Genomic DNA, 12526 nt, shown 5'->3' on the forward strand with positions numbered 1-12526 from the left:
TGTGTTAAACAAAAAAAGTCTCCTTGTAGGGAGACCTTTATCTGTGTTTTTCAATAATGTTTAAGCGACAAACTCTTCTTCGATAACTTGATCTTTGATTATTTCGTCAGTATCTATTACGTATTCATAACGATAATCTAGTTTAACAATCTCGCCAGTTTCCTTAATCGTATATTGATAAGGTTCACTTTTAACTTTTCTAATAATTCCTTCAAATTGAGAACCAATTAAACTTTGACAAGTTATTTCATCAAATGTTGCTGGAACATTAGCAGTTCTAGCGGTAAAATAAATCTTTCCAGTTGCTTGGCTTTTAACAGGCTCAACTCCTCCTTGTAATACCAATACTAAGAAGCTTTCTCCGTCTTCTTTTTCAATAGACTTGTAATCTGAAATTGTAACCATAGTTTTAATAATTTATAAGATTAGACAATAACGGGAAACCCGCAAAGTTTGAACAAGGTGGAGTGATGAATCTAATTCCAACGTGTTTTAGGGCGCGTATATTCCCAAAGCATAATGGAAGTCGGGGTATGACTCTTACTTAAGCTACACATGCTTTGAAAAAAAATTTAAAAAAAAAATTTTGTGAAGATTTTGAGTTTACTAAAGCAAAAGAGCAACTGTTATAGTTGCTCTGAATTAATTTAATGGTAATTTAGTATTTACTGGCTAACAGAACATTCTAATTGCAAAGTCAAAAGAATACTGATTGCAATTTGGGCATAAATTATTGGTTTGATTTAGTTCTAAATTAAAATTTAGGTAGATACTATTGTTGCCATTATCACCCTTTAATTGCTTATCAGTATAAAATAGATAGAGTGGATTGTTTTTTTCTGTAATGTAGTTCACGGTTTCAAATTGCCCAGTTTCTTTGTTTATAGCCGGAACAGGGCAGTTTTCATGATAATTAAATCGTCCTCCACCGTAGTTAAAATCAATTTCGAAATTGCAAATTCTACAATTAGCATTTAATATTTGTCCCATAAATATGGATCATTAATTGTTGTTAAAGAATGCAGCTGCAATTCCAATTAAAATAAATTGAATAATTGTTGTTAATATTCCCCAAAGAATTAAGAAGGTTAGAAAACCAAAAAAACTTTCTGGTTCAATAATTCCCCAAGATTTATATCCAGCATAAATTGGCAGTCCAATTCTTAATATAATCACCCCAAAAAAGAGACACCCCTCGTTATTACTTTCTGCCATAATTTGTTAATTTAATAGTTTATTAATTGATTTTTCTGAAAACTTATAACTTAGAATTTCCTTAGTCATTTCTATATCTTTAATCATAAATTTCCAATTTTCCCCTCCATCGAAAGAGATTGCTACATACTCATCGCCATTTTTTCTCTCTTCTAATTTATGCTTAATAGTAATTGAACTTACTATTAAATATATCATTGCAATTCCATCGTCTGAATGTAACCGTTTAGTAATTTCACCTATCTCGTATTCAACTGAAGTTTCTTTGTCTTTTTCAAGCTCGCTTAATTTTTTCATTGGTTCTAAAAATACTTTCTTAAAATCCTCTTTATTTTTAACCATATCTGGATATTTATCCTCCGCCCACAAAATGATATCAGGGTAACAATAATCATAAACTAAGTCTAAATTTCTTCCAAGAATTGCTTTCATATAATCATCCACTTGGGATTTTAAAAATTTGTCTTTAGATAAGTCATTGCTTTCAGTTAAATTAATTTTTGAATCATTTTTTAAAACTTCTTCCTTTAATTCTACATTGCTTACTGTTGTCTGCTTACAGCCAATGTTGAGTATAATTAATAAAAGAATAATACTTTTTCTCATAATAGTAATATTTAATGTTAGTTGTGAATATTCATTATTTTAAAATGACTTTATATTTTATAATAGAATTATTTAAATCAGATGAATTTTTAATAAAAATATTGAGTAAGCTCATCTGAGCTTCTATCAACATCGGAACGTTTTTTCTCAGTTGGAAAGCCATTATCGTTGTATTTTAAGACATAATTAAATGTAGGAGACCCTCCGCCATCTTGAATCATGTTATTTGGAGAAAACATCTCTTCATCAGTTTCAAGTAACAAATTAAACCCTAAGACGTTTTTAAAAGGATTGTTTTTGGTGTCATATCCATAAGTATATGTATTTAGGAGGGTGCCGTTATTAAATACTTCGTTTTTAACTATATTCCCATTTGCAATAGTCAATACGCCTGTATTCGTTCCAGTAGGCTGAGTCCTTTTGTAAGAAACGGTGCCATTGGAATTGTATGAATATGCGTAAGAAGTTGTACCTCCATAATTTCGTTTCCAAACTTTTGTAGCAACCTTCCCATCAACATAAGTAAATTCTCGTGAGCTTTGAAACTGATTATTTACTCTTTCTTCAATTTTTGTAATCATATTCCCTGTATATGTATAGTTAGCGACAAAACCTCCATCATTACTTTCTAGTACTATTTTATTGCCGTTGTACACATAGGTAGACGTGACAATATCATTGGCGCTGTAAGTGCGTATTATTTTTTTTACGAAAACCGTAGTAACTGTTTCGGTACCATTTGTATCAGTAACTGGTTCTGAAACACTTTCATCTTTAGAGCAAGATGTTAGAGCTAGCAAAGTAGCACTAAGTAAATAAAGGAATTTTTTCATTTTTGATTTCATAATATTTTTTGTTATAATTGTTCTTTTTATTTAATGATTTTATCTTGTGAATTTTGTAAATGTAGGCAAATATGCCTACATTAAAATTAATTTATTCGTCGAATTTTATCTCGTGGATAATCAAGATAAGAAAAGCGTACTAGTCAACTTTGGCGGGAATCTTCGACAACTTCGTTTAGCAAAAGGATTCAGCCAAGAACAACTTGCAAATGAACTTGGTGTTGAAATTTCCCAAATTAGCAGAATTGAAAGAGGTATTATTAATACTTCTGTTACTACTTTATATGCTATTTCTAAGGCTCTAAAAATTGATGTTTCAGAACTGTTTGTTTTTGACACTCCTTAAGTTTTTAATTCAAAACAAACCTATACTACTTTTGCTAGTTTCTTTTACTACAAGGGAACATGTATTATTTTCTTTCCAAAATACCTACTTTTAGTGATATGTTAACAAAGTAATTTGTTTTCAAAATCATTCCATTACGGTTTTCCACATTCTGTAAAAATAAAATACAGTTATCTTTTAAGATAACCAGATTAAACAAATATAGAACAAATTTTGACTTATCATAAATGATAATTTAGATTTGGAAAATTCTTTACAAATAAAGGTTGGTAAACGTATTCAGGAAATCAGGATTGAGAAAAATTTATCTCAACAAGATTTGGCAGCAAAATGCAACTTTGAGAAGAGTAATATGTCAAGATTAGAAGCGGGAAGAGCTAATGCAACGCTTTCCACTTTAGAAACAGTTTCCAAAGCATTAGAAGTTGATGTAATAGAACTTTTTAAATAAGTGAGTTTGAATTTTAATAAAAGTATCCTGACCAACAAAAAATTCATGTTAAATCAGGATATAATTTTATTTTAATTTCACAGAAAGACTTATCATTGCTTCACTCACTTTCTTCTGTACAACCTTACCGTAACTTTCTTGGGTAATAACCATGTTTGAATGTCCTAGAAGTTCTGATACTATTTCCATTGGAACATCATTGTATAGGAGGACAGTTGAAGCGAATGTTTTCCTAGCAATGTGGTGCGTAAGACGTTTTTCAATTCCAGTTACATCTGCAATCTCTTTTAAATATGAATTGAATTTTTGATTGCTTATTGATGGGAATATGCGGTTACTATCAGTTGAGTATTTCTTAATAATTTCTTGAGCTTTAGGAAGTATTGGAATGGAGATTTGACGTTGTGTCTTCTCTCTCTTCATTTGAATCCAGTTAACATCGTCAAAACCTATTTGGATATTCTGTTTAGAAAGATGTGCCATCTCAACATACGCTAACCCTGTATAACAACAGAAAACAAATAAATCTTTTACTAAAGCAAGTCTTGGCTGTGATATTTGTGTTCTTTCGACCGTTTCTAATTCCTCATGAGTTAGAAATATAACTTCCTTTTTTACTTTCTTTGCTTTGTACAGTATAAAAGGATCTTTTTCTAAAAACCCTTCAGCTATTCCAATTGTAATAAGCCTTCTGAATCGTTGTATCGCCTTGTTAATAGTAGACTGGCATTGATTTTGTTCTGTTTTAAGATAGTATTCAAATTCTGTTAGAAACTGCAAATTGATTTTATCTAACGAGATGTCATTCTTTTTATATTTGAATTTAATGAAACCAACAATCTGAATACAGGCATAATTATATTTCTTCCATGTTGCTAATTTTAAGTCTTTGCCAATTAATTTAAAGATTTTGTCTAGATATTTTTGGAAGTATCTAACCACAAATTCACTTTCTTTTAAAGGTTTTCCAAGGTATTTATGGTAAATATCATCTGCTTCAAAATCATCTGTTTCCAATAGAATAGACAAATAGGCGTTTTTAATTTTCTGCCTTATTAATTCTAACTGAATATTAGTACTTATAGCATCTAATGCTTTTGAAGTCGTTAATTGACGTTTAGCATCCCAAAACTTTGGATCTACAAAGTAACCTGTTGCATTTTCTTTTCTGACACCTTGATAGGTAATCCTTACATTGACTGGACATAGCCCCTTACTGTTGAGTTTGTTGAGTTTGACAACAAACAAGATTGTGAAATTCTCTTTTTTCATAGCTAATTGATTTAGTGTTCATTAGCATACTTTTAGAACTTAAAAATGTATCCCTCATAAAATTGAATGGGTATCCGAATAGCACCCCTTTTTTTAGTTAAAAAGTTGACAAGTTGGCTATTTCAGAAATTCTATGAAATCATAGAACCCCTCGTTTTTACTGGGTTTATTGCATAAAAAAAGCCCTTCAATTGCTTGAAAGGCTTGTAATAAGTGGTCCCACCTGGGCTCGAACCAGGGACCACCTGATTATGAGTCAGGTGCTCTAACCAGCTGAGCTATAGGACCGGTTAAGAGTCTGCAATATTACTACTATTTTTCATTTGCTCCAAATATTTTTGACTTAGATTTTAATATAGTTCAATTATTAACTTATTTCAAACAGAAACCAACTGAATATTAGAATACTACTCATTTATATGTACTTAAATTATTTTATTTCCTGACACAATTCAATCAAAACACCATTAGTGCTTTTTGGGTGCAAAAATGCAACTAGCTTATTATCAGCTCCTTTTTTTGGAGTTTCATTCAAGACTACAAACCCTTCCTTTTTCAAACGCGCTATTTCTGTAACAATATCTTCAACATCAAAAGCAATATGATGAATCCCTTCTCCCCTTTTTTCTATAAACTTGGCAATGGGACTTTCTGGATTGGTTGCGGCAAGAAGTTCAATTTTGTTGGGTCCGTTCATAAAAAAAGAAGTTGTCACCCCTTCGGTTTCTACATCTTCAAATTTATAAGCCGGAGCACCAAAGAGTTTTTCGAAAACTAAATTTGATACTTCTAAATCTTTAACAGCAATCCCTATATGTTCTATTTTTCTCATTATTTATACTATCAATTCAACGTTGGTTTTAAATTTAAGCAGTAAGCCAGCCGTAACAAAACTTATTTGATGTAAAATTAAACATTAAAAACAAAAAAAGGGAAGCATTGTAAAAAGTAAGAGGAATTAAATCGCTCATAATAATTCTATAAAAAATTTCGATTGCATGAATTATAATTGTTATTTTGTAGATTCTAATTATGATTTGATATGTTGAAAAACAATTTAAAATACTCCTTCTTTCTATTGCTTTTAATTATTGTTGGATGCGCAAAAAGAGGCTCCATCACTGGCGGTTTGAAAGATACCATTGCCCCTGTTTTAAAAGTAAGTTTTCCTGAAAATTTCAACAAAAATTTCAAAGGAAACGAAATCAAACTAGTTTTTGACGAGAACATTAAACTCAAAAATCTTAACAAGCAATTGATTATTTCACCACCAATGAAATACGAACCGTCAATTCTGCCTACCACTCCAAGCAAAACGATTACTATAAAAATCAAAGATACATTACAGCCTAATACCACTTACAGCTTTAATTTCGGCCAAAGTATCGCTGACAATAACGAAGGAAATCCGTTAAATCAATTCAAATATGTGTTTTCAACTGGCGATTATATTGACTCTTTAAGCCTTGGCGGAACTGTAAAAAGCGCTTATGATAAAGAAGTAGAATCATTCGTTTCGGTTATGCTTTATGACGTGAATGATACTTTTAAAGATTCAGTAGTCTATAATGAGAACCCAAGATATGTGACCAATACTTTAGACAGCTTGAAGACCTTTCGTTTTGAGAATCTAAAAGCCGGAAAGTATCTTCTTGTGGCTATGAAAGACTACAACAGCAACAACAAATACAATCCAAAAACGGATAAAATTGGATTCAGCAAAGCGTTTATCACTATTCCAAACGACACCCTTTACGAGTTGGAATTATTCAAGGAAACATTGCCTTTCAAAACGTTCAAACCAACTCAAGCATCTGGAAACAGATTGTTTTTAGGATATGAAGGCGTTGTAAATTCTGCTGCTGCCCGACCAAAATTAATCTTGAAAAACAACACGGAAGTCCTTTCCAATATCATTACTAAATTACCAAAAAAGGATTCCCTTCAAGTTTGGTACAAACCCATCAAAGTAGATTCGCTAAATTTGGCTGTAGCCAAAGACAAATACGAAGCCAATTTCACCTTTAAAATAAAAGACCAGAAAAAAGACACTTTGAGTATTTCTGCCTTACAAATCGGGAACTTAAAATCCCGAGAGCGTTTTACTTTAGAAAGCTCAACTCCATTAATTCGCATTGAGAATTCTAAAATAAATTTAATCAACAATGCAAAAACCGCAGTGCCTTTTACCACTGAATATGACGAATTTAATCAAAAATTGTATTTTGACTTTAAAAAGGAACCCTCAGAAAATTACACTTTTGAAATTTTGCCTGGAGCGTTAACTGATTTTTTCGAAAAATCGAATGATACGTTGACCTATAAACTAAATACGAGAAACAACTCCGATTATGGAAATCTAACAGTGGTATTGGAAAATGTAAAACAATTTCCTGTCATTGTAGAACTGACGAATCTAAAAGGCGATGTTTTAGCGACTGAATACAGCGAAAAAAACACCACATTAGAATTTAATTTAATCGAACCTGCGCTTTATACATTACGTGCTATTTATGACACCAATAAAAATAAGGAATGGGATTCCGGTAATTTTTTAGAAAAACGCCAAGCCGAAGAAGTGATTTATTTTTCCAAGGAAATTGATGTTCGTGCTAATTGGGATGTAAATCAAGTTTTTGATTTGAGCATTCCTTACATTCCTGAACCTAAAAAGAAAACAGACAAGAAAACCGATAAGCGAAACTAAAATTATCTGTTTTTTATTTCAAAAGCATCTCTGTCGTTCAAAAAACCTAATTTTTGTCTGGTTTCCAGCATTTTTTCTTTGTCTAAAACCACTGAAAATAAACCTTCCGATTCTTCTGGTGCCAAGACATAGTTTCCAAGAAAATCGACTGCTTGCGAGTGACCAATATATTCATAATTATTCGCATCAGTTCCTATTCTATTCACACCAATCGCATAACTCATGTTCTCTATCGCTCGGGCTTTCAATAAAGCATCCCAAGCATTTGTTCTGATTTTTGGCCAACTTGCCACATAAATCAACACGTCATAATCCTCTGAATTTCTGGAAAAAGCAGGAAATCGTAAATCATAACAAATCAACGGACAGATTTTCCAACCCAAATAATCCACAACTGTTTTTTGGTCCCCACTTGTATAGACTTTGTCTTCGCCAGCCAAAGTAAACAAATGCCTTTTATCATAAAATTGCATTTCTCCGGAAGGAAATACAAACACTAATCGATTGTAGAAATTTCCGTTTTCCACTATAACTAAGCTTCCTGTAATGGCACAGTTTCTGGCTTTCGCCAATCCTTTAAGCCAAGTTATTGTTTCGCCTTGCATTGTTTCAGCAACATTTTCCGGACTCATTGTAAAACCGCTCGTAAACATTTCCGGCAATACAATTAAATCAACTGCCGAAACAATTTCATTTATTTTGGTCTCAAAATAATCGCGATTTAACTTTGGATTCTCCCAAATTAAAGGAGCTTGGATAAGGATGACTTGCATTGTTTTATTTTTTATAAAAATAAGAAATATCACAATACCATAAGTTCATTATATTAGCAAAAAACAACTTTATGAAAAAGATACTTCTAGTCTGCTCACTGTTATGTTCTATTCTGATTTTTGGACAAGAAAAATCAGGAGCTAAACAATTTTGGGAAAATTTACAAAAACAATGCGGCAAATCATTTGAAGGCGAAGTAAAAGAAGGCGCTGCCAATGACACTTTTCGAGATAAAAAACTAGTAATGCACATTCGAAATTGTGACGAAAACACGATTCGGATTCCGTTTTTTGTAGGAGAGGATAAATCCAGAACTTGGGTATTAACATACAAAAATGACCGTATTCAATTGAAACACGACCACCGCCACGAAGATGGTTCCGAGGACAAAGTGACACAATACGGCGGAACAACTTCTAATTCTGGTTCATCTACACTTCAGTTTTTTCCGGCAGATCAACAAACTTGTGATTTAATCCCAAATGCCGCTGCAAATGTCTGGTGGATTACTTTAGACGAAACTTCTTTTACTTATAATCTAAGACGCATTGGTTCAGACCGATTGTTTACCGTAAAATTTGACATTACAAAAGCAGTTCCAACACCTTCCGCACCTTGGGGATGGAAAGACTAAACAAATGCTGAAACCTAACATTTAGTCATAAAAAAAACGCATTCAACTTAATGAATGCGTTTTCTTTAACTTTATATTCTTAAAGAATACTATTATCCTTTCAAACTCGCTGACATATACTCTCTGTTCATACGAGCAATATTTTCAAGAGAAATTCCTTTTGGACATTCTACTTCACAAGCTCCAGTATTAGTACAGTTACCAAAACCTTCGGCATCCATTTGGCTCACCATGTTTAAAACCCTGTCAGTAGCTTCAATTCGTCCTTGTGGTAACAAAGCATATTGAGATACTTTAGCAGCAACAAATAACATTGCCGATGAGTTTTTACAACTCGCTACACAAGCTCCACAACCGATACAAGCAGCTGAATCAAAAGCAGTATCAGCATCTTTCTTGTTAATTGGAATTGTATTTGCGTCAATTGTATTTCCAGATGTATTTACAGATATAAATCCTCCAGCATGTTGAATTCTGTCAAAAGAACTTCTGTCAACAACTAAATCTTTAATTACAGGAAAAGCTTTAGCTCTGAATGGCTCGATAAAAATAGTATCACCATCCTTGAACATTCTCATGTGCAATTGACACGTTGTAACACCTCTGTCCGGTCCGTGAGCTTCACCATTGATGTACAAAGAACACATTCCGCAAATTCCTTCGCGACAATCGTGATCAAATGCAACTGGCTCATCCCCTTTCATGATTAGTTCGTCATTTAAAATGTCAAGCATTTCAAGAAACGACATGTCTGGTTCAATATGATCTATCGGATATTCAACTATTTTTCCTTCTGCAGCGGCATTTTTCTGACGCCATATTTTTAATGTAAGTTTCATATTTTTAGTTTGAAAATCATAAAGTCGAAAGTCGAAAGTCGATTGACATTGAGCCATTTGACTTTTAGACGTTAGACAATAGACTATTATTTATAACTTCTTTGAACTAATTTCACGTTATCAAATACCAACGGCTCTTTATGCAAAACAGCTTCACTTGGTTTTCCAGTGTATTCCCATGCTGCCACGTAAGCGAAATTTTCATCGTCACGTTGCGCTTCACCTTCTTCGGTTTGGTATTCTTCACGGAAATGTCCTCCACAAGATTCATTACGATGTAAGGCATCTTTAGCGAACAATTCACCCAATTCAAGGAAATCGGCAACACGAGTCGCTTTTTCTAATTCTTGATTGAAACCTTTATCCGTTCCAGGAACTTTAACATCTTTGTAAAACTCTTCACGTAAAGCAGCAATTTCTACAATTGCTTCATTAAGTCCTTTTTCATTACGAGCCATTCCTACTTTGTCCCACATAATTTTTCCTAATTTCTTATGAAAATAGTCAACTGAATGTGTTCCGTTATTGTTCATGAATTTATCAATCTGGTCTTTAACCGCTTTCTCAGCAGCTACGAACTCAGGTAAATCTGTAGAAATTGTTCCCATTTTAATATCTGGAGCTAAATAATCACCTATTGTATAAGGCAATACAAAATAGCCATCAGCTAAACCTTGCATCAAAGCCGAAGCTCCAAGTCTGTTAGCTCCGTGATCTGAGAAGTTTGATTCCCCAATAGAGAAACAACCCGGAATTGTAGTTTGTAAGTTATAATCAACCCAAGTACCACCCATTGTATAATGTACCGCAGGGTAAATCATCATTGGAGAAGTATAAGGATCCTCATCTACAATTTTATAATACATTTGGAACAAGTTCCCGTATTTACTTTTTACAAGTTCAGTACCTAATTTAGTAACTAATTTAGTGTCCTTAGTATCCAATCCTTTTACATAAGCTTGCTCATTTCCGTAACGTTGAATAGCTGCGGCAAAATCCAAATAAACTGCTTCTCCTGTTTTATTTACTCCAAAACCAGCATCACATCTTTCTTTGGCAGCACGAGAAGCTACATCACGAGGTACTAAGTTACCAAAAGCAGGATACCTTCTTTCTAAGAAATAATCTCTTTCCGCTTCTGATAAATCGGTTGCTTTTTTCTTTCCTTCACGAATAGCTTGCGCATCTTCTAATTTTGCAGGAACCCAGATACGCCCATCATTACGCAATGATTCTGACATTAATGTCAATTTCGATTGGTGTTCTCCAGAAACTGGAATACAAGTTGGGTGAATTTGTGTGTAGCAAGGATTTGCGAAGAAAGCCCCTTTTTTGTGAATTTTCCAAGCTGCAGTAGCATTAGATCCCATTGCATTGGTTGACAAGAAGAAAACGTTTCCGTATCCTCCAGAAGCAATAACAACAGCATGAGCAGAGTGTCTTTCTATTTCTCCGGTAACTAAGTTACGAGCGATAATTCCTCTTGCTTTTCCGTTTACGACTACTAAATCCAACATTTCGTGACGGTTGTACATTTTTACTTTTCCACGACCTATTTGACGGTTCATTGCTGAGTAAGCACCCAAAAGCAATTGTTGGCCTGTTTGTCCCTGTGCATAAAAAGTACGAGAAACCAAAGTTCCTCCAAAAGAACGATTGTCTAACAATCCTCCATATTCACGAGCCAATGGAACACCTTGTGCCACACATTGGTCAATAATATTAGACGAAACTTCAGCCAAACGGTGTACGTTAGCCTCACGAGCACGGTAATCTCCACCTTTTACAGTATCATAAAACAATCTGTGAACAGAGTCTCCGTCTCCTTTATAATTTTTTGCAGCGTTAATTCCCCCTTGTGCAGCAATTGAGTGTGCACGACGTGGTGAATCTTGAAAGCAAAAAGCTTTTACGTTATATCCTAATTCTGCTAAAGTTGCAGCAGCAGAACCTCCAGCAAGACCTGTACCAACTATAATTACATCTAAATTACGTTTGTTAGCAGGGTTTACTAAATTAATATGATCTTTATAATTTGTCCATTTGTCCGCAATTGGACCATTCGGAATTTTTGAATCTAATGCCATTATAATTGAATATTAATGATTGAAATGATGAAAAAGCGCAATAAAAATAAATCCGAAAGGAACCACATAAGCAAATCCTAATCCGAAATTTTTCAATCCTTTAGAATATTTATTATTAAATCCTACTGATTGAAAAGAAGAACTAAATCCATGGTTTAAGTGTACCGCTAACAATACAAAAGACAAGATATACAATCCTGTACGAACTGGACTTTCAAATTTCGCCACTAGCTCATGAAAATACCTAGTTTCATCCAATGGACTAACATCTACATATTTGTACACCATTTCAGGAACCCAAAAATCGTAAAAATGCAATGCCAAAAACGCTAAAATAACTGAACCGGAAATAATCATGTTTCTTGATGCCCAAGAAGAATTTGCCGCTCCGTTGTTCTTTGCATATGCAATTGGTCTGGCACTTCTGTTTTTGAAATCCAAAACAAAACCCATGATAAAGTGAAAAACCACTCCTACAATCAAAATAGGTTGTATTACGAATTGAACTAATGGATTATTTCCCATAAAATGAGAAATCGAATTAAAAGTATCGGAACTAAAAACCGATGTCATATTGATAAAAAAATGCTGTGCTAGAAACAACATCAAAAAAAGTCCTGAAAGTGCCATAGCTACTTTTTTTGCTATTGACGATTTCAATAATGCAGATTTTGCCATAAGATTTATATAATTTGTTTTAAAAAATTCTACAAAAATAAAGCAATTAGACAGTAACTACAACCTTTTCGC

General features: G+C 33.3%; 15 protein-coding genes and 1 tRNA gene. 4 read left to right on the forward strand and 12 right to left on the reverse strand.

The features are described from left to right. Positions 1-60: 60 nt before the first annotated feature. The 5 genes from C8C87_RS13760 to C8C87_RS13780 form a co-directional block, all read right to left on the reverse strand. Complete coding sequence (locus tag C8C87_RS13760) at positions 61-405, reverse strand: hypothetical protein (RefSeq protein ID WP_121342972.1); 345 nt, start codon at positions 403-405, stop codon at positions 61-63. A 267-nt stretch (positions 406-672) separates the two neighbouring features. Beyond that, the gene (locus C8C87_RS13765; protein ID WP_121342973.1) at positions 673-990 is read right to left on the reverse strand and encodes a hypothetical protein; all 318 of its coding nucleotides are present in this window, start codon (positions 988-990) and stop codon (positions 673-675) included. 12 nt (positions 991-1002) lie between these two features. Continuing rightward, positions 1003-1215, reverse strand: coding sequence for a hypothetical protein (locus C8C87_RS13770; RefSeq protein WP_121342974.1), 213 nt, complete (start codon positions 1213-1215; stop codon positions 1003-1005). A gap of 6 nt (positions 1216-1221) precedes the next feature. Continuing rightward, positions 1222-1821, reverse strand: coding sequence for a hypothetical protein (locus tag C8C87_RS13775; protein WP_121342975.1), 600 nt, complete (start codon positions 1819-1821; stop codon positions 1222-1224). Positions 1822-1910: 89 nt separating this feature from the next. Further along, on the reverse strand, positions 1911-2621 hold the full coding sequence (locus C8C87_RS13780) for a hypothetical protein (protein WP_147402381.1): 711 nt from the start codon (positions 2619-2621) through the stop codon (positions 1911-1913). A gap of 157 nt (positions 2622-2778) precedes the next feature. On the opposite strand from C8C87_RS13780, the gene C8C87_RS13785 reads away from it, so the two are divergent. Continuing rightward, positions 2779-3012 (forward strand): helix-turn-helix domain-containing protein, encoded by a 234-nt coding sequence (locus tag C8C87_RS13785; RefSeq protein ID WP_158589748.1) that lies wholly within the window; start codon positions 2779-2781, stop codon positions 3010-3012. A 241-nt stretch (positions 3013-3253) separates the two neighbouring features. Continuing rightward, entirely contained in the window at positions 3254-3463 is a 210-nt protein-coding gene (locus C8C87_RS13790) for a helix-turn-helix domain-containing protein (RefSeq protein ID WP_121342978.1), read from the forward strand. A 66-nt stretch (positions 3464-3529) separates the two neighbouring features. Here C8C87_RS13790 and C8C87_RS13795 read toward each other — a convergent pair whose 3' ends face one another. The 3 genes from C8C87_RS13795 to mce form a co-directional block, all read right to left on the reverse strand. Continuing rightward, entirely contained in the window at positions 3530-4735 is a 1206-nt protein-coding gene (locus tag C8C87_RS13795) for a site-specific integrase (RefSeq protein WP_121342979.1), read from the reverse strand. 214 nt (positions 4736-4949) lie between these two features. Continuing rightward, positions 4950-5023, reverse strand: a tRNA-Ile gene (locus tag C8C87_RS13800). Between the two features lie 142 nt (positions 5024-5165). Further along, the gene (mce, locus tag C8C87_RS13805; RefSeq protein WP_121342980.1) at positions 5166-5567 is read right to left on the reverse strand and encodes a methylmalonyl-CoA epimerase; all 402 of its coding nucleotides are present in this window, start codon (positions 5565-5567) and stop codon (positions 5166-5168) included. A 210-nt stretch (positions 5568-5777) separates the two neighbouring features. Here mce and C8C87_RS13810 point away from each other — a divergent pair, with 210 nt between their 5' ends. Further along, positions 5778-7442: an Ig-like domain-containing protein gene (locus C8C87_RS13810; RefSeq protein WP_121342981.1), complete on the forward strand. Its 1665-nt coding sequence runs from the start codon at positions 5778-5780 to the stop codon at positions 7440-7442. Between the two features lie 2 nt (positions 7443-7444). Here C8C87_RS13810 and C8C87_RS13815 read toward each other — a convergent pair whose 3' ends face one another. After that, positions 7445-8215 carry a nitrilase family protein gene (locus tag C8C87_RS13815; RefSeq protein WP_121342982.1) on the reverse strand — a complete coding sequence of 257 codons (771 nt, stop codon included), beginning with the start codon at positions 8213-8215 and terminating at the stop codon, positions 7445-7447. Between the two features lie 71 nt (positions 8216-8286). On the opposite strand from C8C87_RS13815, the gene C8C87_RS13820 reads away from it, so the two are divergent. After that, the gene (locus C8C87_RS13820) at positions 8287-8850 is read left to right on the forward strand and encodes a hypothetical protein (RefSeq protein ID WP_121342983.1); all 564 of its coding nucleotides are present in this window, start codon (positions 8287-8289) and stop codon (positions 8848-8850) included. 92 nt (positions 8851-8942) lie between these two features. Here C8C87_RS13820 and C8C87_RS13825 read toward each other — a convergent pair whose 3' ends face one another. The 3 genes from C8C87_RS13825 to C8C87_RS13835 all read right to left on the reverse strand — a co-directional run bounded on the left by C8C87_RS13825 (position 8943) and on the right by C8C87_RS13835 (position 12454). Continuing rightward, positions 8943-9689, reverse strand: coding sequence for a succinate dehydrogenase/fumarate reductase iron-sulfur subunit (locus C8C87_RS13825; RefSeq protein WP_099714167.1), 747 nt, complete (start codon positions 9687-9689; stop codon positions 8943-8945). 86 nt (positions 9690-9775) lie between these two features. Beyond that, a complete protein-coding gene (locus tag C8C87_RS13830) occupies positions 9776-11776 on the reverse strand; it encodes a fumarate reductase/succinate dehydrogenase flavoprotein subunit (RefSeq protein WP_099714166.1) in 2001 nt (666 codons plus the stop codon). Between the two features lie 12 nt (positions 11777-11788). Continuing rightward, on the reverse strand, positions 11789-12454 hold the full coding sequence (locus C8C87_RS13835) for a succinate dehydrogenase cytochrome b subunit (protein ID WP_099714165.1): 666 nt from the start codon (positions 12452-12454) through the stop codon (positions 11789-11791). Positions 12455-12526: the final 72 nt, after the last annotated feature.

It is taken from the genome of Flavobacterium sp. 120, assembly GCF_003633605.1.
Lineage (GTDB): Bacteria > Bacteroidota > Bacteroidia > Flavobacteriales > Flavobacteriaceae > Flavobacterium > Flavobacterium algoritolerans.

Bases quoted from the DNA above. Each gene is read 5' to 3' on its own strand.
- C8C87_RS13835 (WP_099714165.1), bottom strand. From the start codon at position 12,454: ATGGCAAAATCTGCATTATTGAAATCGTCAATAGCAAAAAAAGTAGCT.
- C8C87_RS13810 (WP_121342981.1), top strand. From the start codon at position 5,778: ATGTTGAAAAACAATTTAAAATACTCCTTCTTTCTATTGCTTTTAATT.
- mce (WP_121342980.1), bottom strand. From the start codon at position 5,567: ATGAGAAAAATAGAACATATAGGGATTGCTGTTAAAGATTTAGAAGTA.
- C8C87_RS13830 (WP_099714166.1), bottom strand. From the start codon at position 11,776: ATGGCATTAGATTCAAAAATTCCGAATGGTCCAATTGCGGACAAATGG.
- C8C87_RS13770 (WP_121342974.1), bottom strand. From the start codon at position 1,215: ATGGCAGAAAGTAATAACGAGGGGTGTCTCTTTTTTGGGGTGATTATA.
- C8C87_RS13775 (WP_121342975.1), bottom strand. From the start codon at position 1,821: ATGAGAAAAAGTATTATTCTTTTATTAATTATACTCAACATTGGCTGT.
- C8C87_RS13825 (WP_099714167.1), bottom strand. From the start codon at position 9,689: ATGAAACTTACATTAAAAATATGGCGTCAGAAAAATGCCGCTGCAGAA.
- C8C87_RS13765 (WP_121342973.1), bottom strand. From the start codon at position 990: ATGGGACAAATATTAAATGCTAATTGTAGAATTTGCAATTTCGAAATT.
- C8C87_RS13760 (WP_121342972.1), bottom strand. From the start codon at position 405: ATGGTTACAATTTCAGATTACAAGTCTATTGAAAAAGAAGACGGAGAA.
- C8C87_RS13795 (WP_121342979.1), bottom strand. From the start codon at position 4,735: ATGAAAAAAGAGAATTTCACAATCTTGTTTGTTGTCAAACTCAACAAA.
- C8C87_RS13815 (WP_121342982.1), bottom strand. From the start codon at position 8,215: ATGCAAGTCATCCTTATCCAAGCTCCTTTAATTTGGGAGAATCCAAAG.
- C8C87_RS13820 (WP_121342983.1), top strand. From the start codon at position 8,287: ATGAAAAAGATACTTCTAGTCTGCTCACTGTTATGTTCTATTCTGATT.